The following is a 21,802-nucleotide window of genomic DNA, read 5'->3' on the forward strand; positions in this document are numbered from 1 at the left end:
TCCCACCGCAAGGAGTCGCATTATGCGACCATAGGCTCCATGGCTCCGCGCCCCTCCCCCCAGACCGAGCGGGTGGTGAACCTGTTCGAACACCTGGCGGGTGATGGCAGCGGGGGGATGACGTTGGCCCAGGTTTCGCGCCAGTTGAGCGTCCACAAGGCCAGCTGCCACTCGATGCTGTCCGAACTACTTCGGGCCGGCTGGCTGCTGCGCGACCCGGTTCGCAAGACCTACCACCTCGGGCCCGCACTGGTGCGCCTCGGCCGAGAGGCCGCGGGCCGCTATCCCGCTCTAGTGTTGGCGCGCTCCGCGATGGCCGAACTTTCGGCCGCGACGGGTGCGCACTGCGTTGCCTTTTCGGTGAGCGATGACTACTCGACCGTCGTCGATCAAGTCCGGAGCAGCCGCGGCGGGGGTAATCCGATGCCCGTCGGCACCCAGTTCCCGCACCGCCCGCCGTATGGCGCGTCGACCGTCGCCTGGGCCGGGCCGGAAGCTCGCGAACGCTGGCTGGCCACCCTTCCCGACGACGTGCGCGGTCGCTACCGGCAGGCCATCGCCGCCGCCAAGCAGCGCGGCTACGCGGTCGGCCTGCACATCCTGCCCGATCTGCGGCTGCGGGAACTTGCGCAGATCGTGCGCAGTGCCGAGGTTCGTTCCACCCGGCTGAGCCAGCTGGCACAGGAATTGACCGACGAGCTGATCCATCAGGAGGAGTGGTTCCCGATCAGCCTGCAGCCGGACCGCACCTACGAGGTGAGCCACATCGACTCTCCCATCCTGGAGGGCGAATCCCGCATCGACCTGATGCTCAGCCTGGTCCCCAGCGCCGAGCCGATGACCGGCGCGGCGGTCACCCAGCTCGGCGCGCAGCTCGCTGCTGCGACCCGCCGGCTAAGCGAGGCGTTGACCGAAGAGTCCTAGCGCCCGGCGAGCCAAATAGGTTGATACGCAACGCCACTCGGCCCCCTGCGAAATGGCTCGAAAGATGCCTGCCACGCTGTCCGTCAGAGAGTGGAGTCGCTGATCAGACTCAGGTAACGCATCACCGGTGGCGGTTCCGTCTCGACCGCAACCGGTTTGGACATGCGACCCTCGGCGAACGCCGCCCGTAGGTTGGTGCGCGCCGTGTCGACGTCGGTGTCGATCTCGTAGAGAGTGACGAACGAGTCACCATCGGTTTGCCAACGTCGGGCCGACACGAATCCATCAATTGTCAGCATCTCGGGCACATGCACCCGATCGTGCCAACGATGGTATTCCTCAACCAGTTCCGCTGATGCGGGCTTGCTCTCTACGAACAGTAGCGATTTTGTCATTCACGGTTCCCTTTACTGGATTGGCTCGTCGCCGAGGACGGTCGTGCGGAGCATTTCGCGGGCGGAACTGGGGTCGTAGGGAGCCGCGCGATGGAGGACCCCTCGGTTGTCCCAGATGACGGTGTCCCCGACCGACCAGGTGTGGCTGTAGACGTTCGCGGGCACGGTGGCGCGCTCGAGGAGTTCGGCCAATAGGGCACGCCCTTCGTCGAGATCCATCCCGACGACGTAGTCGGCCGAGGCGCCCAGCACCAGTGACTTGCGGCCGCTGCGGTGTGTCCACACCAACGGGTGCTCGTGGGTGCGCCGGGATCGCCATCGCGCCAGCTGTTCTGGGGTCGGATCGGGGGTGACGCTCCGTTGTGAGGCTTCCAGGGAGTGCACGACACGTAACGTGCCGAGACGGCGCTTTTCTTCGTCGCTCAGCCTGTCGTAGGCGGCGTATGAGTTGGCGAATTCGGTTTCGCCGCCCCATTCGGCGACCTGCACGGCCGAAAGGACGGTGGCTTTTTGGGGATACTCGTCCCCTAGCGGGGTGCATCCGTCGATATGCCAGTCAAACGTGGCCCGAAGATAGTCCGCCGAGGAGTTCTTCGATTTGTCCAGCGTGATCGGGTATATCCCGGGCACGGGGTGATGCCCGTCGGAGGAGTGATCGACCTCTCCGAGGCGGCGGCAGAAGGCGACCTGGGTCTCGGGTTGAAGCCGGAGCCCGGGAAAGACCAGAACACCGTTGTGCTCCAACGCATCCAGGATGACCTCACCGATCGGGTCGTCGGAACTGAGGTGAGCCGGATCCAGGCCGGTGACTTCGGCGCCGACGGACTCGCCGAGCTTGGTGATGGTGAGCAGACTCATGAAAATCCCTGCCTGGCCTTCCTTGTGGTCACGCGGATGTCACGGGACCGGTTCGTGGGTGCGGATCATGACCGCATCGGCGGCATCGGTCGGAACGGGCTGGTGCATGACCTCGACCGCCATGGCGACCATGATCAGCGAATAGATCAGGTGCAGCAGGTTGAGCGCATCCTCAGGTAGGTCGTCGAGCGGGAACTTGTCGCAGTAGTCGATGGCCTCTTCGAGGCGCGGGAAGAACGCATCGTAGAACTCGTGCATTTCGGGCATGGTGCTGGCCACCCGCGCGTTCCAGCGCTCGGTCTCGGTGGCCAGGCACCAGGTTTGGGCATAGCGCTCCAGCTCGGCGAATGCACTGGGCAGCAGGGCGTCCGGCATGATCAGACCCCCGCCGGCGCCGGAGCTTTTTCGCGTTGGTATGCCTCTACCCAGTCGACGATAACCTTGTGCAGGTGGCGCACCAGGATCTCCTGGTCGTTGAGCGGGAACTCGTCGACAACGCCGTACTCCAGTGCGGCCTGCGTTCCGCCGAGCATGCCGGCGTCCTGCAGCGCGAACTCCTTGAGCACCACCGCGGCGACTTCGTGTTCAACGCGTTCCCGGACGGTGCGCGCCGGGTGGAAGTAGGTGTAGGCCTCGAACCGGTGGGTGTTGTACGAAGTCGGCCAGTACCGGTACAGGAGATACCAGCCTCCGTAGATCAATATCTCGGTGTTCGGGAAGATCTGGAAATTGCTGATTCCCCACGGCTCAATGCCCCCGGGATTGAGGCCGGCCGGAAGCTCCCCGATATCCGGTGTGCGCCACGGGCCGACGAGGCCGCTCTTGGTGGCCCGCTCGATGGGATACATGAACTCCGGCGACAGCAGCCAACGGCGCCGTCCCGCAGTCGACACCAGCCGGTGCGGGCCGTCGAGTTGGAAATGGCCACAGGTGAATCCGGCCTTAGGGTCGCGCACCTCCGCCGGCACCTGTTGTGGGTGCAGCGACGGCACGTGGTAATACTCCTGGAACGCATCGGCGAAGATTTTCCAGTTGCTGTTGTTGTGCGCCACCCACTCGTAGCGCTCGGTCAACTTGCCGAACGGGTAGTCATCAAGGCCGGTGATCATCGGACCCAAGAACTCGCGCAGGCTCTGACGCGGTTCGGCATCAAAGTTGATAAATATAAATCCATTCCACACATCGCAATGCACCGGCCGCAATCCGTAGTCCGCGGCGTCTAGGTCGAAGAACTCTTCCGGCTGCTGCACGAATGTCAGCGCACCGTCGAGGCCGTAGCGCCACCCGTGGTACTTGCAGGTGAACTGACGACAGGTCCCGCGTGTCGCTTCACCGGGAAAGTCGTTCCATACCAACTTGTTTCCCCGGTGGCGGCAGACGTTGTAGAAGGCGCGAATGCGATCGTCGCGGCCCCTGACCAGAATCACCGACGTGCGGGCCACCTCGATTTCCTTGGTGACATAGCTGCCTACGCGCGGCAACTCCTCGACGCGGGCAACGTTCAGCCAGGCCCGTTTGAACACGGCCTCGCGTTCCAGTTCGAAGAACTCCGGCGATGTCGAGTCTCGAAACGAGATCGGGCCGGTTCCCAGCTCGGGATAGTGCTCCGTCCAAGAGCCCTCCGAGGGCCTTCCGGACCGCGTCATCGTGAACCTCCCTGTGTCACCATGCTTTTGAGAGACCAACTCGTCACATCACCGCTCCGCCGTTGACGCCCAGCACCTGACCGGTGATGAAGCCCGCATCGTCAGAACACAGAAATCCGACCGCTGCGGCGATGTCGGCTCCGGTGCCCAGACGGCCCATCGGGATATTCCTGGCGATCTCCGCGTTGGACTTCACAAATCCCGCCTCCTGCGCCTGGAGCTGCATCGGTGTTTCGATGCCGGACGGCGGGATGTTGTTGACGGTGATCCCGTGCATTGCGTATTCGCGGGCCAGCGATTTGGTGAGGGTGATGACCGCGCCCTTGGACGCCGCGTAATGGGCGGCGAACGGCGATCCGCGCTGGGCGCTCGACGACGAGATCATCACGATCCGGCCCCATTTCGCGGCGACCATGTCGGGAATAGCGACTTGGCAGCAGTGAAAGGTGCCGGTCAGGTTGACGTCGATGATCTTGGCCCACGACTCGGCGGTGATCTCGGTAAACGGGGAGTGCCCGAACGTGCCGGCACTCGTCACCAGGATCGAGACCGGGCCCAGCTCACTACGCACCTTGGCGAACGCCTGCTCGACGGCGCCCCGGTCCGTCACGTCGGCGCCGACTCCGATGGCCGCGACACCCGCCGCACGCAAATCCTCGGTGACGCGTTGCGCGCCTTGCTCATTGACGTCGAGGACCGCGACATGGTGGCCGCGCCGGCCCAGCTCGTGGCACGTCGACTCACCCATGCCCGATGCGCCCCCGGTCACAACGCAGACCTTGTTCACTCGTAAACCACCCGCACCGTGCGGCTAGTCGGCAGCGCCTGACAGGTCAGCACCCAGCCCTCCTCCACCTCGTCATCTTCAAGCGCGTCGTTGTTGATCATCCGGGCGCTGCCCTCGGTCAAGCGAGCCATACACGTTCCGCAGTTCCCGACTTCGCACGACGACGGCGGGCTCAGATCCGCCATGCGGGCCGTCTGCAGCAACGTGTCGCCAGGGCTGTAGGTCACGGTGATGGTGCACCGGTCGAGCTCGATGGTCACCTCTGCTGTGACGACGTGGGGATCGGCCGGCTGCACGGTAGCGCGGGAATCTTGCATCGTTGGCCACAGTATCAACTACTTGCGATTAATCTCAAGTACTAGAGACGTGAATCAGCCCTCGATGTTGTCTTTGAACAACTCGTGGCCGGTGCCCTTTTCGACCACCCTCGCGAGCAGTTCACGCAGGGTTTCCTGCTCCTCGCCGCTGAGTACACCGAAGACCTCCTCGTGCGCGGTCAGGGCGTCACCCAGCACCCTCGCCACGACGTCGCGTCCTTCGTCGGTGAGGTAGGCCTGCAGAATGCGCTTGTGTTGGGGGTCCTGCTTGCGTTCAACCAGGCCGCGGCGCTCGAGCGCGGTGAGAGCCAGTTGAACACCCTGCGGGCTGATCAGCAGACGTCGGGCGAGTTCGGCGCCCGACAGTCCGGGTTCGTTGGAGAGCTGACGCAGCACACCGATCTGGGCCGTGCTGACACCGTGGCTGCTGATCGCGTCGTTCACGCTGGTCAGCGAGAAGTAGAACGCCTGCTTGAGCAACCACAGGAGGTTTTCGGTGAGTTCCATGCCGGTCTCCTTGTCCCGATTCACGCGGCCAGCTCCCTGAAAATCCGGCCGTCCTTCATGACGAATGAGACGTCCAGCGTGGTGGCGATGTCCTGAGACGGATCACCGGGTACGGCGATGATGTCGGCGAGGTAACCCGGCGCCAGCCGGCCCAACTCGTGATCGGCCTCGACGAGTTCGGCCGCCACGACTGTCGCGGCCCGGATCGCTTGCATGGGAGTCATCCCGCGCGCCACCAGCGCTCCCAGCTCCTTGGCGTTCTGGCCGTGCGGGATTGCCGGTGCGTCGGTGCCGCACGCGATCCGCACTCCGGCCGCAATTGCTTTGGGCAACATCGCCTTTGCACGGGGAAAGACTTCCTCGGCCTTCTTCCGAAGTTCGGGCGCAATCCGGTCGATCGCCATCGCCTCCGTCAGATAGGTGGTGGAAACCAGGAAGGTGCCGTGGTCGACCATCATCTGGATCGTCTCGTCGCTGGCCAGAAACCCGTGTTCGATGCAGTCGATCCCGGCGCGAATGCACGCTTGGATCGCGGTATCGCCGACGGCGTGCGCGGCGACCCGCACCCCGGCGCGGTGGGCCTCGTCCGCGATCGCGGCGAACTCCGCATCGGAATACTGCTGGGCGCCCGGAGCGGTGCTGTGCGACATGACGCCCCCCGACGCCGAGACCTTGATCAGCTTGGCGCCGTGGCGAATCTGGTAGCGGACGCAGGCGATGACGTCGGGCACACCGTTCGCGATGCCTTCGGCGATGGACAACGGCATGATCCCGGGTGCCAGCCGCTGAAACACTGTCGGGTCCAGGTGCCCGCCGTAAGGGGTGACGGCATGGCCCGCGGGATAGATGCGGGGGCCGATGTGCCAGCCCTGGTCGATGGCACGCTGCAGCGCGACGTCCAGCAGGTAGCCGCCGGTCTTGACCATGAGCCCGAGGTTGCGCACGGTGGTGAAGCCGGCGTCCAGCGTGGTGAGTGCATTCACCGCGCCCCGCAATGTGCGATAGGCAGGATCGTCCTGCACGCCGTGCATCGGTGCCGGGAGGCCCTCGGGGCCGCCGGGTCCGCCGATCAGCAGGTTGAGTTCCATGTCCATCAGGCCGGGTAGGAGCGTGACGTCCCCAAGCTCCACCACCGTGGCCGGATCCGGCTGTGACCCTTCGGGATTGACGGCGCTGATGCGCTGCCCGTCGATGACCACGACGGCCGGGGAGCGCACCCGACCGGCGTCGACGTCAGCCCAGCGCGCTGCCCGAAGGACAATTGTCACGGCACGGGCTCGGACACGCAGTCCAGGGTGGAAGCACCGGAATCCGGAACCCGGGGTTGCTTCCAGCACTCCACCGGAAATGACACCATGATCATCGAATACAGCAGGTGCATGAGATTGAGGACATCGTCCGGCAGGTCATCAAGGGGGAACTTGTCGCAGAAGGCCAGGGCCTCCTCGGCGCGGGGGGTGATCGCGTCGTAGAACGTCTTCATCTCGGTCATGGAGCTGGCCAGCCGTTTGGCGTAACGCTCGGGTTCGGTGGGCAGGCACCACTCCGCAAACGGCTCCAGGTCGGCGAATTCCGTTGGCAGCTTGGCGGACACCGCGTTCACACTCCTGCCTTGGTTCGTTGATACTCGTCGATCCAGGCCGCGGTCTCCTTGTGCAGGTGACGCAACAGGATTTCCTGGTCGTTGAGCAGAAACTCGTCGATCGCCCGTGACTCGATCATGCTTTGGGTCGCCTCCAGGGTGTTGGCGTCCTGCAGTCCGTACTCCTTGAACGTCACCGCCGCCAGTTCCTGCGCGACGCGGTCACGAGGCGTGCGTGGCTGCGGGAAATACAACGTCCCCTCGAACACGTGGCTGTCATACGACGTCGGCCAATAGTGGTAGGTCAGATACCAGCCTTGGCCCCAGAACAGCATGACGAAGTTGGGAAACAGCTGGAACGAATCCAGGCCCCACGGATCACATTTCGCCGGATTGAGCCCCGCCGGCATCTCTCCTAGGTCCGGCTTTTCCCAGGGGCCGAACAACCCGCTGCGGCAGATGTCGTCGATGGGCTTGCGCATCTCGTCCGGCATCTCCCAGGCCCGCACCCCCGACGTGCTGACCAGCCGGTGCGGACCGTCCAGGCGGTAGTGCGGGGCCTCGAAGCCGGCCTCGGCGGCCGCCTTGGAGTAGGCGGTCGGCGACTGGTTCGCATGCAGCACCGGCGCGTGGTAGAACTCCTGGAACGCGTCCATGTAGAGCTTCCAATTCGCCTTCACCTGCGATCTGTAGTGCCAACGTGACGTCAGCTTCCCGAACGGGTAGCCCTCTAACCCCGTCACCATCGGCCCGAGAAACTCTCGCAACGACTGTGCTGGTTGCTGCGCGAAGTTGATGAATATGAAGCCTTCCCAGACGTCGCAGTGCACCGGCACCAGCCCGTAGCGGCTCTTGTCGAGGTTGAAAAACTCCTCCTCCTGTTGCACGAACGTCAGGTTGCCATCGAGGTCGTAGCGCCAGGCGTGGTACTTGCAGGTGAATTGGCGGCACACGCCGCTGGTCTCCTCCAGCGGCATGTCGTTCCAGACCAGCTTGTTGCCGCGGTGCCGGCAGATGTTGTGGAAGGCGTTGACCTCTCCAGAAGCATTGCGCACCAGAACGACCGACGTTTTGGCTACCTTGAGCTCCTTGGTGAAGTAGCTGCCCTTACGCGGAAGCTGTTCCACCCGGCCGACATTCAGCCACGCGCGCTTGAATATCGCCGCCCGCTCCAATTCGTAGATCTCCGGGCTGATGGAGTCTTCGTAGGACACGGGCCCGGTGCCCAGTTCCGGGTAATGCTGCGTCCAGCTGCCCTCCGGGGGCTTAGGGAAGCGAGCCACAACCTCTCCTATCCGTAGGAGTCCGTCGGGCCGACGGTATATGCTGATCACCAGAATCGCAAGTAGTTGATACTCGGCAGACGAAGGGTCACAAGGTGCGGTCGCAGGCCAAGCTCATCGAAGTCATCTCACCCCACACCGAGCAGACAATCGCCGAATTCCCTGCCGCGACACCCGCCGACGTCGACGAAGCCGTCAACGCCGCGCGCACCGCCTTCGACGCGGGAGGCTGGGGCACGAGCAGACCCTCCGATCGCATCGCCGCGGTCCGCCGGCTCGCCGACGTCTACGACCAACGGCGCACCGAGATGGCCGAGACGATTACCGCCGAGATCGGCGCTCCCATCACCTTCGCCCAGCGCGCGCAGGTCGGTCTACCCGCCATGATGATCAACGCATTCTGCGACCTGGCCGAGCGCCATCAATGGCAAGAGAGCCGCGCCGGCTTTTTCGGCGCCGACGTAGTGGTCCAGAAGCAACCGGTCGGCGTAGTCGCAGCGATTGTCCCGTGGAACATGCCGCAATTTCTGATCATTACAAAGCTGGTGCCCGCGCTGCTGGCCGGGTGCACGGTGGTACTCAAGCCCGCACCCGAATCGCCTTTGGATGCACTGCTTTTAGCGGAGATGATCGAACAAGCCGGTCTGCCTGAAGGCGTGGTCAGCGTGGTACCCGGCGACGCCGCGGTTGGCGAACTCCTCGTCGCGCACGCGAAAGTCGACAAGGTGTCGTTCACCGGATCCACGACCGCGGGCCGGGCGGTAGCCGCCGCATGCGCCGCCCACCTGACCAAGGTCAGCCTCGAACTCGGCGGAAAATCCGCCGCCATCGTGCTCGACGACGCCGAACCCGACAAGGTGGCCACCGGCATCCGGTCGGCCAGCCTGTCCAACAGCGGCCAGATCTGCAACGCGCTGACCCGAGTGCTCGTACCAGCACACCGCCACGACGAGTACGTCGACTCGCTCGCATCCGAGATGGCCAACCTGATTGTTGGCGACCCAAACGATCCCGCCACCCAACTCGGCCCCCTGGTATCGCAACGTCAACAAAGACGCGTCCGCGACTACATCCAGGTGGGTGAACGAGAAGGCGCCCGGCTCGTCGTCGGGGGCGCCGGCATGCCCAACGGCCTCGAACGCGGATGGTACGTCCAACCCACCCTCTTCGCCGCCGCCGACAACGCCATGCGCATCGCCCGCGAAGAGATATTTGGGCCCGTGATCACCGTCATCCCCTACCGCGACGAGGACGATGCGGTGGCCATTGCCAACGACTCCGACTATGGCCTTGCCGGTTCCGTGTGGACCGGCGACACCGAGCGAGCCATGGCGATCGCCGGGCGCATCCGCACCGGAACCCTTGGGATCAATCAGGGCTACACCATGGACCCCTTCGCACCGTTCGGCGGCGTCAAAGCCAGCGGTTACGGTCGCGAGCTGGGCCCCGAAGGGCTCGACGGCTATCTGGAAACCAAGTCCATCGCCGTCTTGCCCGGCGGATGACCGCGAATCTCCGTGGACGCGAACGGATTAGCACTGGCGTAGTCAGACCGCCGTGGTGCCGCCGTCGACCATCAACTCCATACCATTGACGTAGCTCGAGTCGTCCGAGGCGAGAAACAGCGCGACCGATGCAATCTCCTCAGGGCTGCCCATCTTTCCCCGCGGGATCATTGCCTCAAACTGCGCCTTGGTCTCCTCGTCGAACAACTGCTCCTGTATCGGCGTGGCGACCTGGCCCGGGGTCAGCACGTTGACCCGAATCCTCCTGTCCTTCAACTCGTTCAACCACACGCGGGCGTAAGCGTGGAGCACAGCCTTGCTCGCCGCGTACACACTAAAGTGGGGAAAACCCTTCACCGAGGCGATCGACCCGGTCATGAAGATCGAGCCGCCGTCGTTGAAAAGCGGCAACGCCTTCTGCACCGTGAAGAGCGTGCCACGCGCGTTCAGCCCGAAAGTCGCGTCGAAATGCTGCTCCGTGATCTCGCCGAGCTTGCCCTCCTCGCCCATACCCGCACTCACCCACAGCACGTCGACGGTGCCCTTCTCCCGCCTGACCGCGTCGAACAACCGGTCCAGATCGTCCAGGTTGGCCGAATCCGCTTGCACGCCGGTCACATTCCGGCCGATCAGCTCGACGGCTTCATCCAGCGCTTCCTTCCGCCGACCCGAGATGAAGACGTGAGCTCCTTCGTCAACGAACAACTTGGCACCGGCCAGCGCCATCCCGCTTGATCCGCCCGTGATCACCGCTACCTTGCCGTCAAGCTTTCCCATCATCACCCCATCGATCGATTACCTGGCTGGCGAAGTCGAACATCTCGCCAAGGCTGGAAAACATTGCGAAGGCGTCCACGATTCCCTCATCAGCCCCCGACCGGGCGAGGCGCTCGAGCCTGAGCGCAACCGAGTCGACGGACGTGCCCGGTTCGAGGTTGATCCGCATGGCCGTCTTCAGCGCGTCAGGATCGCGGTCGGCGTCCTTCGCCGCACGGCGCGCAATCGACCACAGGTGGTCGGTGACCTCGTCCTGCAGCCCCTCGACCCCGAGCCAGCCGACGCCGCTACGGCCGACCCGGCGCATCGCGGCCTCGCTGGCACCGCCGATCCAGATGGGCGGACCGCCGGGCTGGACCGGGCGGAGGTCGGCATGGACCGGCGGCACCGAGAAGAACTCGCTCTCCCAGGACACCGGGGTGGTCGTCCACCACTCGCGCAGGAACGCCAGCACGTCATCGAGCATCCGTCCCCGCCGGCTCCAGTCCGCGCTACGGGCGATGTCGTGCTCGTCCTTCATCCACCCGATTCCCACGCCGACATCGAGGCGGCCATCGCTGAGCACGTCGAGCGTGGTCAGCAGCCGGGCCAAATGCACCGGCTCGTAGTAGAACGTGCTGAGCGTGCTGGCGTTGAGCCGCACCCGGCTGGTCGCCGTCGCGGCGACGGTCCACAGCAGCACCGGATCGAGGTAACGGGTCATCTGCGGCGGGTACGGCTGCTCCTTGCCCGGATAGGTGCTGTGCATATTGACCGGCGTGACCAGTCGATCGCCAACCCACAGCGTGTCGTAACCAAGCTCCTCGAGCCCGCGGCAAAACGCGCTCAGGCCAGCGGCGCTGCTGATAGCGGGCCCGACGATGGGAAGTGCGAAACCGAGCTTCATAGCGAATCCTTTCGGTGATTCATCAACCATTCTTTGGGCGCACGGCGCCCGTGTTGGTTCACGGCTTAGCTAGGAACCGCGGCGCCGAGGGCGAAGTCGAAGTTCCCCACCCCGTGGCGGGCGAGACCCATCACGACCAGGCCAGTTCCCTCCAGCCAGTGCGCCATGTCCAAGCCGCCGACGTCCAGCGGGCGCAGCCCGAGGCTCTCGATGAACTCCGCCACGCTCGCCTTGGCGCGCGCATCGTCGCCGGCCATGAAGACGTCGAGTGGGCGCCCCTGAGACAGGACGACGCCGAAGACGGTGTTGAATGCCTTCACCACGCTGGCGCTGGCCGGGGCCGCCTTGGCCACTTCCTGCGCGATCGACGTGTCCTCGGGGATGGCCAGCCCGTCGGCCGCGGCGTTGAAGGGGTTGCTGATGTCGACGATGACCTTGCCCGCGAGGGCGTCTCCATATTGGGCGACGACCGGAACGACGTGGGCGTACAACAGGGCCACGACGACGATGTCCCCGGCCGGGACAGCGCCGAAGTCGCCCGTCGTGGTGTTGCCGCCGAGGACCTTGGCCAGGTCAGCGGCCTTGGCCGGATCGCGGCCGATGACCTCGACGCTGTTGCCGCCCGCTACCGCCAGCGCGCCGATGGTGCGGGCCATGTTCCCTGTGCCGATGATGCTGATGCTGCTCATGAGGTGTCCTGTCTAATCGACGGTCCAAAAGGTTGACCCCTCAACCTTAAGCAAGCTTTGTTGATGCGTCAACTAATCGGTAAGATGGACGCCGATGGAACCGAACTGGCTGACCCCGCGTGAAGACCGCGCCTGGCGGGCCTTCAAGCACGCGCACCATCAGCTCGGCGTCCACCTGAGCCGGGGCCTGCAGCAATCGGGCCTTTCCGCGGCCGACTACGAGATCCTGGCGGTGCTCTCGGAGCACGACGGGGACCGCATGCCCGCGCACGACCTGTGCAACACACTGGGCTGGGAGAAGAGCCGCGTCTCCCACCAGGTGCGGCGCATGGAGCAGGACGGGCTGATCTGCCGCGAGCCCAACCCCGACGACGCCCGCAGCACCATGGTCCGCCTGCTGCCGGCCGGCCGCGCCGCCATCGAGAAGGCGGCGCCCCGGCACGTGGAGGACGTCCGGCGCAAATTCATCGATCTGCTTTCCCCGGCGGAGCTCGACATGCTCGCCGCCCTCAACGAACGCGTCCTGCATCACTTGGCCAACGACGACGACCCCGCCGAAGACGAGCGCTCATAGCCGTCGTCAAGCGTCAATAAATCTCAGTCCACAGACGCCGAGCGCGTCGGGAACACCCGCCCGGTCAAACTCGGTTGCGCGCCGGCGAAAACCGCTCAAGTTGCACGGGCGGCCCGTCTGCTGACGGCGGCGGCACCACGGCAGCGACACCGTCGATCATGCTGACGACAGCCCGGCTACCACGATCCATGTTCAGGGTGCCGTGTTGGAAATTCTGGACGAGCCACTCTGGCTCCTGGATTTCGGAGCTGGTCGGCAGCCCCAGCGCACTGTGTTCGTAGCCGAGGGCGCCCCACGCGGCGTAGATGGCGCCGTAGACGGGCTGGGCTCCGCTGGCCGGTGACCAGTACATCGCTCCCTTCTCGAAGACGACATAGCGTGTGGCTTCCGCCCCTTGCGATTCCGGCGACGTCGGCGCGCCCAGTGCGCTGTTCATGCCGCCCATCGCCTGCCACCGGTCATAGATGGCACTACCTCGTAGCGACTGCGCCAGATCCTGGGTGCTGGGGCGCTTGTTGAAACGCGCGGCGATGTCGCGGATCTGGTTCATCGAGGCGTATCCGAGGTTGCCAGGGCAATCGGTATCGCTGACGTCGCGGTGGGCGAAAATGCACGGCAGGCTCATGGCGGCGCCCTGGGGGAAACGGGTGTAGGGGCCCCCATCCGAGGTCAACGCGACACTGCCCTGCGGGTCGATGCCATCCATGGCCAGCCGCCACCCGAGCAAGCGTCCCACGGCGTGCACCTGAACCGGCGTGGGACCCACCGCGTCAAACTCGCCGATCATGCATACCGCCCATGTGTTGCGGTTGAACCCGCCAGTGTGGGTGCCCCGAACCGCTCTCGTCATCCCGCCGAATCGGCCCTCGAATACCTGACCGTACTTGTCGACCAGGGCGTTGTAGGCGATGTCCGACCATCCCAGGGTGCGGGTGTGGTACTCGTAGATCGACCGCACAATTGCGGCCGAGTCCTGCTGCGCGTAATCATTGACGCCGGCAGTGTGGTGCACGATGCCCGCCTTGATTCCGTTGTCGTACAACGGCGCCCGGCTGCGGATCGACTCGTCGGCGCCCCACTCGGCACGACTGAAGATATTGGGCGACTGTCCCGGCGCTTCGACCGCTGCTACCAGAGCCGGATCCGCCCCCGCGCTCGGAGGATGAACCAGCCCTGCTGCGGCGGTGCCGAGACCCAGCATAATTGGCGCGGCCGCAACGTATTTGAAAACATCACGGCGCGAAACCGACGGTGACGCCGAGCACCCACACCAATCAGGCACGGCAACACGGTAACCCGCGGCAACGATATTGATAACACGACCCGCCGCGGCCGAGCGACGGGTTCGTGTGCTGCCAAAGCAGTCCCATCACAGACAAACCGACGCGCGCCCGTGGCCGGGCCGCAGGAACTCAGATGACCCGAGTCGACCCCGAATGTCCGACTGGTGCTCGCTTACCGCTTCGAACGCGGTGGTTACCAATAAAACACGTATTTATGTGTCCACCAGCCGATTACGTGGCTCGAGCTAGCCACTGATGGTCACAGCCAATTCTCGCTGCCTCTCGGCCATAACGCCAAATAAAGACGGGCTGCGCCTTACGCACGCGTTCCCAACAGGATGCGGGGTAGACAATTCCACGGGGTCAGCGAACGGCATCGTCAGCTGTCGAATTCAGCCGCGGTCGGCGAGTGGCCACAATTGCCAGTTCTCATGACGACCACCCTCGACCACCTAGCCACAGCGGCGGCTCCTGGCCGTTGTACATGCTCTTGGGCTGCCATCGCTGTCTGCGCAAAAGTCGGCCGGCGTGATGCTCGGCAACGTCCTTTAGGTACTCGACGTCGTCGCTGGTCCAAGGGTGCTGGCCGGTGCCGTCCAACCACCACCTCGGTTGGCCGTCCTGCTCATACCGGGTTATCCGGTAACGCCAGGCGACGTGCCTGCCCTTGGCGTCAATCTCCCAATCCAGCAGCCGCGGCCGGAGTGCCTCGGGCGTCGACTGGAGAGATTCCCAGGGGTCGGTTATGCGGATCTCGACGAACTCGCCACCCATGAATTGACCATAATCGAATTGATCGAGCCCGCATCGGATCAAATTCGAAGCGACTGGTGTTGAGCAACTTGACCGTGGTGCTCGCCGGGTCCTGTCACCCGGCATTGGTGTATCAGCGAAGGCGCAGCTAGCCAGGTTGCGGTGATGTTTAGGTTGGAGTCATGAGCGACCTGCAGTCTGAATTTTCGGCCCTGAAGCGCACCGCGGATCCGGACATCGCGGACGCTGTCGCGCGGCTGATCGAGGACGGCGAAGATCATGAGCTCAATCGAATCAACGCCCTGGACTTTTCCAAGCGCACCGGCTTCGACGAAGAGAAGGTGATTTCCGGCTTCCTGCATGCCTCGCGGCTTGGCCTGTTCGATCTCACCTGGAATGTGCTTTGTCCCGGTTGCAGTGGCGTGCTGGACGCGCATGACACGCTGAAATCGCTGCGTGAGGACGACTATCGCTGCGGGTTGTGCGCGTGCGGCTATGAGCCCTCCGTCGACGAGCAGGTCGAGGTGGCGTTTACGGTCAGCCCCAAGGTCAGGCGGATTGCCGCCCACGACCCCAACACGCTCCCGCTATGGGACTACTACAAGCAGGTGTTCTGGAGTTCGGGCATCGATCTCGGCGAGGACTCTATTGCCTCGCTGACCGGGGAAGCGACGTTGGATGCGATGGAGCTGGCCGCCGGCGAGAAGGCTGTGCTGTCGTTGAAGCTTCCGCCCCAATTCATCATCGTTTTCGAGCCGGTGACGCATTCCGCACACTTCATCGACGTCCAGGGCGAGCCGACCGAGGAAACGCAGCAGCTCGGGCTGACCTTCAACAAGGCGCATCCGCCGACCGAGTCGATCACCTTGCGCCCCGGTCCGTTGCGGCTCGCGCTCGACAATCGGTGCAGCGTGCGGACACTGCCCACCGTCTTTGTCGCCGACGCGCTCCACAATGTGCTGGCCAACCGCAGGCCGTTCCTCACCGCCAAGCGGATGCTGTCGAACCAGACGTTTCGCGATGTGTTCAAGGCCGACAATCTCACCATCGATCAGCGTCTCAAAATCACCTCGCTGACTTTTTTGTTCACCGACCTCAAGGGGTCGACTGCGCTTTATGAGCGGGTCGGCGATCTCGCCGCGTTCGACTTGGTGCGCGCGCATTTTCATGCGCTCCTGGAAATCATCGCGGCCGAAAAGGGCGCCGTGGTCAAGACCATCGGGGACGCTGTGATGGCGACATTTGTCCAACCGGACCACGCGCTCGCCGCGGCCTTGCGGATGCGGGCCGCGATGGAAAAGCTCAATGCCGACCGCGGCAGGACCGACCTGATCGTGAAGATCGGCATCCATGAGGGGCCGTGCCTCGCGGTGATGCTGAATGAGCGGCAGGACTATTTCGGCCAGACCGTCAACATCGCGGCGCGGGTGCAGAGCCTGTCGACGGCGCAGGAGATCCACATCACCGGTCCCGTGATCGACGCGCCCGGAGTCGCCGCCATCCTGGAGAAGGAGTCGATCCGACCGGTTCGGAAGGAGGCCGCCCTGCGCGGCATCGCCGACAAGATGGTTGTGTACGAGATTCCGTGACTCGCAACCGCGCGCTATAACTCAGGCCGGTGAACCGCAAAAACCGATTTGATATCGACTACTGCCGGCTACTTCTGTTCGCAAAAGTCGAATACTTAACATCACGCGATGCGGGACTTGTCGGTAAATGTGTGTCTCCAGCGACCGCGCGCTATTCCGCGGCGCGACGTATTGCGCTACGCCCTCGCTATGCCTGCACTGCCAGGGTTGTACGCGGCGCCGGCAATTGCCACCGCCGGTGCGGCGGTTGGCACCACCCCCACATTGATCGACTTCGCCATGCGCCAGATTCCAGCTCAGCAGATTCGAGCTGCCGGCCACGCCGGGGTCATCAACTACGTCTCGCTATCGCGTCCCGGCTCGTCCATGGGGGCCAAGCCGATCACCCGGTCTTACGCCGAGCAGCTGACCGCTGCTGGGCTGATGATCGTCAGCAATTACCAATACGGCAAGCCAGGCGGGACAGCACCTTCGGACTTCAGGCGCGGGTTCGAGGGCGGCGTCGCCGATGCTCGCACCGCCTGGAAGCTGCATACCGCGGCGGGTGGCGGTCAGAGTGCCCCGATCTTCTTCAGCGTCGACGAGGACATAAACCGCGACACCTGGAACAACCTGGCACTCAAGTGGTTCCGCGGAATCAATTCCGTACTGGGAGTGCAGCGCACCGGCGTCTACGGCGGTATCGATGTGTGCCAATGGGCCGCCGCCGACGGCGTAATCGGAAATTCGCGGACGCCCGGCCACCGGTGGGCCTGGCAGACCCGCTCCTGGTCCCGCGGCCAAGTCGAGCCGACCGCGGTGCTCTACCAACGCGTGGTGAGCACGGCGTCGAATCCTGGCCCAGTCGTCGGAGGACTCGAAGTCGACGTCAACGACGTCCTTGCCGAAGACTGCGGTCAGTGGAACCTGCATCCGTGAGCCTGGGGCGTTGCGGTCGCTCGTCGGCGAGGTCTGCCGCCATCCCAATGAAAACCCGGACGGTGGGGCGAGCAACCTAGATGTGGCGAGTCGACCAGCCGATCCGGATCCGAAGGCGTGAGGCTATGACCTCATTCGGGCCGTGCAACATCCTCTGGCGCGTCACCGAAGTGATCGGCGTCTAACGCCGTCGCGTAATACAGCGCGGATATCGACGCGATCATAGAAATCCTCGAGTAATCGCGTTCGGTCGGTTCCTCCGGCAACGCCTGTACGAGCTTGACCGCCGTGTCGGCATACTTTTGGGCGGCATCACGCCATTCGCGCATTCTTTCCGGATCAACAGCCATGCTTTCAACCCTCCCAGGTAACGGCTGCGCACCGGGCTTCGCCGACGCTGACGCAGCTAATTGTTGGACCCCCACTTATCTAACTGGATGTGGTGGAGCTAAGGGGACTCGAACCCCTGACCCCCACACTGCCAGTGTGGTGCGCTACCAGCTGCGCCATAGCCCCAAGAAGTTGTGCCCATCGAAGCTACACCACCCGCAACCGTCGTTCAAAGTTGCTGTTCAGGCCGGCTCGAGCGCCGTCCGCGTTTCCGGTGTCGGCACCCAGGCAACGGCGGCGATCAAAAGCACAATCCCACTGATGCCGAACGCCCAGCCGTAGCTGAGTCGCTCGGCGACCCAGCCGACCACTATCGAGCCGACGATCGCGCCGAGATCCGACGCCATCTGCACCGCGGCCACCGGAGTGCCCGCACGCGCCTCCCTGCCGAGGATGTCGGCGACGGCGGCCTGCATCGGCGACATGAAGATGCCCGTCGTCACGCCGGACAAAAATCCCACGACCATGAACGCGGGCAGCGAGGTCGCGACGCCCAGCCCGGCCGTGGCCACACCGGACGCCGCCAGGCCGACGATCAACAACGTGCGCCGTCCCATCCGGTCCGATAAGTAGCCGCTGGGAATGACGGCCACGGCGTTGCCGGCCGCGAACGCCGCGAGCACCACACCAATGACACCGACGCTGCGCCCCATGACGTCGGAAATGAACAGCGGGACCAGCGCGACGCGGAGCCCGAACGCCGACCAGCCCATCGCGAAGTTGGACAGCAGCGCCGACCGATAGGCACGGAACCCCAACGCCTCTCGGATCGTCACCGTCGATTGTGTCGGTGGCAGGGGCGCGGCCAGCGCGGAATTGCGCAAGCCGTAGAACAGCACCACGGCCACGCCCAGCATCGCGGCGCCGTAGACGATGAACGGAGCCGTCAGCCCCCAGCCCGCCGTCAGGGCGCCCACCGCCGGGCCGCCGACGGCGCCGATCATGAACGAGCTGGTGAAAATGCCGGCGATTCGCCCGCGCACGTCGGGCGGGCTGATGTGGATCATCAGCGCCAAGGCCGAGACGTAAAACAGCGTCGACCCCAAGCCGCTGAGGGCGCGGAAAAACAGCAGTTGCCAGTACGCCTGGGAGAACGCGCACGCGGCGGTGGCCAACCCCACGATCAGCAAACCACCAATGTAGATCCGCCGTTCACCCAACCGTTGTGCCAACAGTCCGCTTATCGGTGCGAAACACAGTCGGGTCAACGAGAAGACGGTGACCAAGAAGGTCACCGCTTCGATGCTGACCCCGAATGTACGGGCGAAGGCCGGCATCGCCGGCGATATCACGCCGTAGCCCAGCGCGACCATGACGTTGGCCCAGCTGAGGATCCAGACTTCGCGCGGCAGCCGTTCGGAACGAGGACCACGCCCCCCCAGGCGGGTACGGCGGAGGGAAATGGTCACCCGATGACTTTATTCACCACCTCGCGCGCGGCTTCCTGCACCTCCGCCAAATGCTCGGATCCGTTGAACGATTCCGCGTAGATTTTGTAGACGTCTTCGGTGCCCGACGGCCGCGCAGCAAACCACGCGTTGGCGGTCGTGACCTTGAGCCCGCCCAGGGGGGCGCCGTTGCCGGGGGCGCTGGTCAGTTTGCCGGTGATCGGCTCGCCCGCCAATTCGGTGGCAGTCACCTGCTCCGGTGAGAGCTTGGAAAGCCGCGCCTTCTGGTCCCGGTCGGCGGGCGCGTCGACGCGCGCGTAGAACGGGGTGCCGTACTCGGCTGTCAGCTCCCGGTAGCGCTGCGAGGGGCTCAAACCGGTGACGGCCAGGCTCTCGGAGGCGAGCAGCGCCAGGATGATGCCGTCCTTGTCGGTGGTCCATACCGAGCCGTCGCGCCGCAAAAACGACGCCCCCGCCGACTCCTCGCCACCGAAGCCGATGGTGCCTCCGATGAGCCCGTCGACGAACCACTTGAACCCGACCGGGACCTCGACGAGCTTGCGCCCGATGCCGGCGACCACCCGGTCGATGATCGACGAGCTGACCGCGGTCTTACCGACCGCGATGCCGTCCGGCCAGGACGGCCGGTGGGTATAGAGGTAGTCGATGGCCACCGCCAGATAGTGATTCGGGTTCAGCAGCCCCTCGTCAGGCGTGACGATCCCGTGGCGGTCGGAGTCGGCGTCGTTGCCGGTGGCGATCTGGTAGCGCTGCCGGTTTTCGATCAAAGAGGCCATGGCGTCCGGCGAGCTGCAGTCCATCCGGATCTTGCCGTCGTGGTCGAGGGTCATGAACCGCCACGTCGCATCGACCAATGGGTTGACGACGGTTAGGTCCAGGCCGTGCCGCTGCGCGATCTCGCCCCAGTAGTCGACGCTGGCGCCGCCGAGCGGGTCGGCGCCGATGCGCACCCCGGCCTCGCGGATGGCGGCGACGTCGACCACGTTGGGCAGGTCGTCGACGTAGGTGCCGAGGTAGTCGTAGCGCTCGACGCTCTCCAGCGCCCGGGCCAGCGGTACCCGCCGCACGCCCGATCCGATGCGCAGAATTTCGTTGGCGCGCTTGGCGATTGCGTTGGTCGCGTCGGTGTCCGCGGGGCCTCCGTTGGGCGGGTTGTACTTGAACCCTCCGTCGGGTGGCGGGTTGTGTGACGGCGTGACGACGATCCCGTCGGCCAGTCCCTCGGTGCGGCCGCGGTTGTAGGTCAGGATGGCGTGGCTGACCGCTGGCGTCGGCGTGTAGCGGTCGCGGGAGTCGATCATCGCGACGACGTCGTTGGCGGCCAGCACCTCCAGCGCCGACACCCATGCCGGCTCCGAGAGGCCATGCGTGTCGCGGCCGATGAACAACGGTCCGGTGGTGCCGTGCGCGGCGCGGTATTCGACGATGGCCTGGGTGATGGCCAGGATGTGGGCCTCGTTGAACGCCCCGTTGAGCGCCGACCCCCGGTGGCCCGACGTGCCGAACGCCACCTGCTGAGCGACGTCGTCCGGGTCGGGCTCGATCGAGTAGTACGAGGTGACCAGGTGGGGGAGGTCGACGAGGTCTTCGGGCTGGGCCGGCTGACCGGCGCGCGGGTGGGCCATGGTTACCAATTCTGCGCGCTGCTGCAGTCGCATGTCCCTCTATGCTGCGAAGCGTTCACCCGCCGGAAAGGAAGCGACCCGTGGCAAGACCCGACTTTCGCGAACTGGCGGCGGTTTTCGCCGGCGGAGCGATCGGCGCCCTGACCCGGGCGGGGCTGAGCACCGTGCTCGTCCGTGACACGGATCAGTGGCCGTGGCCGACGTTCATCGTCAACATCGTCGGCGCCGCCCTGGTCGGTTACTTCACCACCCGGCTGCTGGAGCGGTTACCTGTGTCGAATTACCGGCGCCCGCTGCTCGGCACCGGATTCTGCGGCGGCTTAACGACTTTCTCGACGATGCAGGTCGAGACCGTCCGGATGATCGAGCACGGCCACTGGGCCATGGCCGCGGCCTACACCGTCAGCAGCGTCATCTTGGGATTCGTGGCCGTCTACCTGGCGACCGCTCTCGTCCGGCGGGTAAGGGTGCGCCGATGACGACCGTGTTGGTCTGGTCCGGCGTCGCGCTCGTCGGGGGCATCGGATCGGTGCTGCGGCTGGTGATCGACCGCGCGGTGGCGCGCCGGGTGGCCCGGTCGTTTCCGTTCGGGACGTTGGCGGTCAACGTCAGCGGCGCCTTCCTGCTGGGTTTCCTTGGTGGCCTGGCGCTGAGCAAGGACGCGGCGCTGGTCGTGGGGACCGGGTTCGTCGGCGCCTACACCACCTTCTCCACCTGGATGCTGGAAACGCATCGCCTCGGTGAGGAACGCCAGACGTGGACGGCGCTGGCCAACGTCGTCGTCAGCGTCGCCCTGGGCATCGCCGCGGTGGTACTCGGCCAGTGGGCGGCGTCGCAGGTTTGAGCCCGGCGCTCAGGCCTCGCGGAGCTTGGGCACGTCGTCGGGGCTGCGCGGCAGCGCATACAGCGCCATTCGCCGATTCGACATGTCGTGCTCGCCCAGGAAAGCGCAGCCGGCGCGCTCGCAGAATCGCCGCGCCGTCTTGTTCCGGTAATCGGGATCGAACATGATCCGGCGACACCGTGGGTCCTGGCCGAGCACGCTCGCCACGAAATACGGCAGCATATACCCGGCGATTCCCCGATTCACGAACTCTTCGTCGGC

General features: G+C 64.9%; 24 protein-coding genes, 1 tRNA gene and 2 pseudogenes. 7 read left to right on the forward strand and 20 right to left on the reverse strand.

Annotation, left to right across the window (positions count from 1 at the left end; all coding sequences use genetic code 11):
- Positions 1-39 precede the first annotated feature (39 nt).
- Positions 40-924: an IclR family transcriptional regulator gene (locus A5706_RS31705; protein WP_068140609.1), complete on the forward strand. Its 885-nt coding sequence runs from the start codon at positions 40-42 to the stop codon at positions 922-924.
- Between the two features lie 83 nt (positions 925-1,007).
- Here the strand turns inward: A5706_RS31705 and A5706_RS31710 are convergent, their stop codons facing one another.
- The 10 genes and pseudogenes from A5706_RS31710 to A5706_RS31755 all read right to left on the reverse strand — a co-directional run bounded on the left by A5706_RS31710 (position 1,008) and on the right by A5706_RS31755 (position 8,299).
- Positions 1,008-1,319 (reverse strand): hypothetical protein, encoded by a 312-nt coding sequence (locus tag A5706_RS31710; protein ID WP_068140615.1) that lies wholly within the window; start codon positions 1,317-1,319, stop codon positions 1,008-1,010.
- A 12-nt stretch (positions 1,320-1,331) separates the two neighbouring features.
- Positions 1,332-2,177 carry a TauD/TfdA family dioxygenase gene (locus A5706_RS31715; RefSeq protein ID WP_068140618.1) on the reverse strand — a complete coding sequence of 282 codons (846 nt, stop codon included), beginning with the start codon at positions 2,175-2,177 and terminating at the stop codon, positions 1,332-1,334.
- 39 nt (positions 2,178-2,216) lie between these two features.
- The gene (locus A5706_RS31720) at positions 2,217-2,552 is read right to left on the reverse strand and encodes a hypothetical protein (protein ID WP_068140620.1); all 336 of its coding nucleotides are present in this window, start codon (positions 2,550-2,552) and stop codon (positions 2,217-2,219) included.
- Positions 2,553-2,554: 2 nt separating this feature from the next.
- A complete protein-coding gene (locus A5706_RS31725) occupies positions 2,555-3,823 on the reverse strand; it encodes an aromatic ring-hydroxylating dioxygenase subunit alpha (protein ID WP_068140624.1) in 1,269 nt (422 codons plus the stop codon).
- A 43-nt stretch (positions 3,824-3,866) separates the two neighbouring features.
- Positions 3,867-4,610: an SDR family NAD(P)-dependent oxidoreductase gene (locus tag A5706_RS31730; protein WP_068140626.1), complete on the reverse strand. Its 744-nt coding sequence runs from the start codon at positions 4,608-4,610 to the stop codon at positions 3,867-3,869.
- A pseudogene (locus tag A5706_RS31735) lies at positions 4,607-4,900 on the reverse strand (2Fe-2S iron-sulfur cluster-binding protein); the annotation flags it as partial. The pseudogene A5706_RS31735 and the gene A5706_RS31730, both read right to left, overlap by 4 nt.
- 81 nt (positions 4,901-4,981) lie before the next feature.
- A complete protein-coding gene (locus tag A5706_RS31740; RefSeq protein ID WP_068140733.1) occupies positions 4,982-5,434 on the reverse strand; it encodes a MarR family winged helix-turn-helix transcriptional regulator in 453 nt (150 codons plus the stop codon).
- Positions 5,435-5,454: 20 nt separating this feature from the next.
- Positions 5,455-6,702, reverse strand: coding sequence for an amidohydrolase family protein (locus tag A5706_RS31745; RefSeq protein WP_068140633.1), 1,248 nt, complete (start codon positions 6,700-6,702; stop codon positions 5,455-5,457).
- Entirely contained in the window at positions 6,699-7,028 is a 330-nt protein-coding gene (locus A5706_RS31750) for a hypothetical protein (RefSeq protein WP_369831988.1), read from the reverse strand. Before A5706_RS31750 ends, A5706_RS31745 begins: the two co-directional genes overlap by 4 nt.
- Positions 7,029-7,033: 5 nt before the next feature.
- Positions 7,034-8,299, reverse strand: coding sequence for an aromatic ring-hydroxylating dioxygenase subunit alpha (locus A5706_RS31755; protein ID WP_068140639.1), 1,266 nt, complete (start codon positions 8,297-8,299; stop codon positions 7,034-7,036).
- 95 nt (positions 8,300-8,394) lie between these two features.
- Here A5706_RS31755 and A5706_RS31760 point away from each other — a divergent pair, with 95 nt between their 5' ends.
- On the forward strand, positions 8,395-9,804 hold the full coding sequence (locus tag A5706_RS31760; protein WP_068140642.1) for an aldehyde dehydrogenase: 1,410 nt from the start codon (positions 8,395-8,397) through the stop codon (positions 9,802-9,804).
- A gap of 42 nt (positions 9,805-9,846) precedes the next feature.
- Here the strand turns inward: A5706_RS31760 and A5706_RS31765 are convergent, their stop codons facing one another.
- The 3 genes from A5706_RS31765 to A5706_RS31775 form a co-directional block, all read right to left on the reverse strand.
- Positions 9,847-10,581: an SDR family NAD(P)-dependent oxidoreductase gene (locus A5706_RS31765; protein WP_068140645.1), complete on the reverse strand. Its 735-nt coding sequence runs from the start codon at positions 10,579-10,581 to the stop codon at positions 9,847-9,849.
- Positions 10,568-11,467, reverse strand: a complete 900-nt coding sequence (locus A5706_RS31770) for a TIGR03619 family F420-dependent LLM class oxidoreductase (RefSeq protein ID WP_068140649.1) — start codon at positions 11,465-11,467, stop codon at positions 10,568-10,570. Before A5706_RS31770 ends, A5706_RS31765 begins: the two co-directional genes overlap by 14 nt.
- 65 nt (positions 11,468-11,532) lie before the next feature.
- A complete protein-coding gene (locus A5706_RS31775; RefSeq protein ID WP_068140652.1) occupies positions 11,533-12,156 on the reverse strand; it encodes an NADPH-dependent F420 reductase in 624 nt (207 codons plus the stop codon).
- 94 nt (positions 12,157-12,250) lie between these two features.
- Between A5706_RS31775 and A5706_RS31780 the strand changes: the two genes are divergently transcribed.
- Positions 12,251-12,730, forward strand: a complete 480-nt coding sequence (locus tag A5706_RS31780; RefSeq protein WP_068140654.1) for a MarR family winged helix-turn-helix transcriptional regulator — start codon at positions 12,251-12,253, stop codon at positions 12,728-12,730.
- Positions 12,731-12,794: 64 nt separating this feature from the next.
- On the opposite strand, the pseudogene A5706_RS31785 reads toward A5706_RS31780, so the two are convergent.
- Both A5706_RS31785 and A5706_RS31790 read right to left on the reverse strand, forming a co-directional pair.
- Positions 12,795-13,907, reverse strand: a pseudogene (locus A5706_RS31785) (N-acetylmuramoyl-L-alanine amidase); the annotation flags it as partial.
- 535 nt (positions 13,908-14,442) lie between these two features.
- Positions 14,443-14,787, reverse strand: coding sequence for a hypothetical protein (locus A5706_RS31790; protein WP_068140660.1), 345 nt, complete (start codon positions 14,785-14,787; stop codon positions 14,443-14,445).
- A 161-nt stretch (positions 14,788-14,948) separates the two neighbouring features.
- On the opposite strand from A5706_RS31790, the gene A5706_RS31795 reads away from it, so the two are divergent.
- Both A5706_RS31795 and A5706_RS31800 read left to right on the forward strand, forming a co-directional pair.
- Positions 14,949-16,355, forward strand: a complete 1,407-nt coding sequence (locus A5706_RS31795; protein ID WP_068140662.1) for an adenylate/guanylate cyclase domain-containing protein — start codon at positions 14,949-14,951, stop codon at positions 16,353-16,355.
- A 108-nt stretch (positions 16,356-16,463) separates the two neighbouring features.
- Positions 16,464-17,273 carry a DUF1906 domain-containing protein gene (locus A5706_RS31800; protein ID WP_068140673.1) on the forward strand — a complete coding sequence of 270 codons (810 nt, stop codon included), beginning with the start codon at positions 16,464-16,466 and terminating at the stop codon, positions 17,271-17,273.
- A 131-nt stretch (positions 17,274-17,404) separates the two neighbouring features.
- Here A5706_RS31800 and A5706_RS31805 read toward each other — a convergent pair whose 3' ends face one another.
- The 4 genes from A5706_RS31805 to pgm form a co-directional block, all read right to left on the reverse strand.
- On the reverse strand, positions 17,405-17,623 hold the full coding sequence (locus tag A5706_RS31805) for a hypothetical protein (protein ID WP_156767442.1): 219 nt from the start codon (positions 17,621-17,623) through the stop codon (positions 17,405-17,407).
- 90 nt (positions 17,624-17,713) lie between these two features.
- Positions 17,714-17,789: transfer RNA gene (locus A5706_RS31810), tRNA-Ala, on the reverse strand.
- Positions 17,790-17,845: 56 nt separating this feature from the next.
- Entirely contained in the window at positions 17,846-18,976 is a 1,131-nt protein-coding gene (locus tag A5706_RS31815; RefSeq protein ID WP_068140681.1) for an MFS transporter, read from the reverse strand.
- Positions 18,977-19,068: 92 nt separating this feature from the next.
- A complete protein-coding gene (gene pgm / locus A5706_RS31820; protein ID WP_068140734.1) occupies positions 19,069-20,697 on the reverse strand; it encodes a phosphoglucomutase (alpha-D-glucose-1,6-bisphosphate-dependent) in 1,629 nt (542 codons plus the stop codon).
- A gap of 41 nt (positions 20,698-20,738) precedes the next feature.
- Between pgm and crcB (A5706_RS31825) the strand changes: the two genes are divergently transcribed.
- Both crcB (A5706_RS31825) and crcB (A5706_RS31830) read left to right on the forward strand, forming a co-directional pair.
- Complete coding sequence (gene crcB, locus A5706_RS31825; protein ID WP_369831987.1) at positions 20,739-21,176, forward strand: fluoride efflux transporter CrcB; 438 nt, start codon at positions 20,739-20,741, stop codon at positions 21,174-21,176.
- A complete protein-coding gene (gene crcB / locus A5706_RS31830; RefSeq protein WP_068140692.1) occupies positions 21,173-21,541 on the forward strand; it encodes a fluoride efflux transporter CrcB in 369 nt (122 codons plus the stop codon). The genes crcB (A5706_RS31825) and crcB (A5706_RS31830) overlap by 4 nt, the downstream gene beginning before the upstream one ends.
- Positions 21,542-21,550: 9 nt before the next feature.
- Here the strand turns inward: crcB (A5706_RS31830) and A5706_RS31835 are convergent.
- Positions 21,551-21,802, reverse strand: a 252-nt coding sequence (locus A5706_RS31835; RefSeq protein ID WP_156767443.1) for a GNAT family N-acetyltransferase, incomplete at its 5' end; no start/stop codon positions are given.

This window comes from Mycobacterium sp. E796 (assembly GCF_001672815.1).
Lineage (GTDB): Bacteria > Actinomycetota > Actinomycetes > Mycobacteriales > Mycobacteriaceae > Mycobacterium.

What these genes read in the sequence shown, in the direction of transcription:
- A5706_RS31705 (WP_068140609.1), top strand. Translation starts at nt 40, where the DNA reads ATGGCTCCGCGCCCCTCCCCCCAGACCGAGCGGGTGGTGAACCTGTTC.
- A5706_RS31710 (WP_068140615.1), bottom strand. Translation starts at nt 1,319, where the DNA reads ATGACAAAATCGCTACTGTTCGTAGAGAGCAAGCCCGCATCAGCGGAA.
- A5706_RS31715 (WP_068140618.1), bottom strand. Translation starts at nt 2,177, where the DNA reads ATGAGTCTGCTCACCATCACCAAGCTCGGCGAGTCCGTCGGCGCCGAA.
- A5706_RS31720 (WP_068140620.1), bottom strand. Translation starts at nt 2,552, where the DNA reads ATGCCGGACGCCCTGCTGCCCAGTGCATTCGCCGAGCTGGAGCGCTAT.
- A5706_RS31725 (WP_068140624.1), bottom strand. Translation starts at nt 3,823, where the DNA reads ATGACGCGGTCCGGAAGGCCCTCGGAGGGCTCTTGGACGGAGCACTAT.
- A5706_RS31740 (WP_068140733.1), bottom strand. Translation starts at nt 5,434, where the DNA reads ATGGAACTCACCGAAAACCTCCTGTGGTTGCTCAAGCAGGCGTTCTAC.
- A5706_RS31765 (WP_068140645.1), bottom strand. Translation starts at nt 10,581, where the DNA reads ATGGGAAAGCTTGACGGCAAGGTAGCGGTGATCACGGGCGGATCAAGC.
- A5706_RS31770 (WP_068140649.1), bottom strand. Translation starts at nt 11,467, where the DNA reads ATGAAGCTCGGTTTCGCACTTCCCATCGTCGGGCCCGCTATCAGCAGC.
- A5706_RS31775 (WP_068140652.1), bottom strand. Translation starts at nt 12,156, where the DNA reads ATGAGCAGCATCAGCATCATCGGCACAGGGAACATGGCCCGCACCATC.
- A5706_RS31780 (WP_068140654.1), top strand. Translation starts at nt 12,251, where the DNA reads ATGGAACCGAACTGGCTGACCCCGCGTGAAGACCGCGCCTGGCGGGCC.
- A5706_RS31790 (WP_068140660.1), bottom strand. Translation starts at nt 14,787, where the DNA reads ATGGGTGGCGAGTTCGTCGAGATCCGCATAACCGACCCCTGGGAATCT.
- A5706_RS31795 (WP_068140662.1), top strand. Translation starts at nt 14,949, where the DNA reads ATGAGCGACCTGCAGTCTGAATTTTCGGCCCTGAAGCGCACCGCGGAT.
- A5706_RS31800 (WP_068140673.1), top strand. Translation starts at nt 16,464, where the DNA reads ATGCGGGACTTGTCGGTAAATGTGTGTCTCCAGCGACCGCGCGCTATT.
- A5706_RS31805 (WP_156767442.1), bottom strand. Translation starts at nt 17,623, where the DNA reads ATGGCTGTTGATCCGGAAAGAATGCGCGAATGGCGTGATGCCGCCCAA.
- A5706_RS31815 (WP_068140681.1), bottom strand. Translation starts at nt 18,976, where the DNA reads ATGGTCGCGCTGGGCTACGGCGTGATATCGCCGGCGATGCCGGCCTTC.
- pgm (WP_068140734.1), bottom strand. Translation starts at nt 20,697, where the DNA reads ATGGCCCACCCGCGCGCCGGTCAGCCGGCCCAGCCCGAAGACCTCGTC.
- crcB (WP_369831987.1), top strand. Translation starts at nt 20,739, where the DNA reads ATGCTGCGAAGCGTTCACCCGCCGGAAAGGAAGCGACCCGTGGCAAGA.
- crcB (WP_068140692.1), top strand. Translation starts at nt 21,173, where the DNA reads ATGACGACCGTGTTGGTCTGGTCCGGCGTCGCGCTCGTCGGGGGCATC.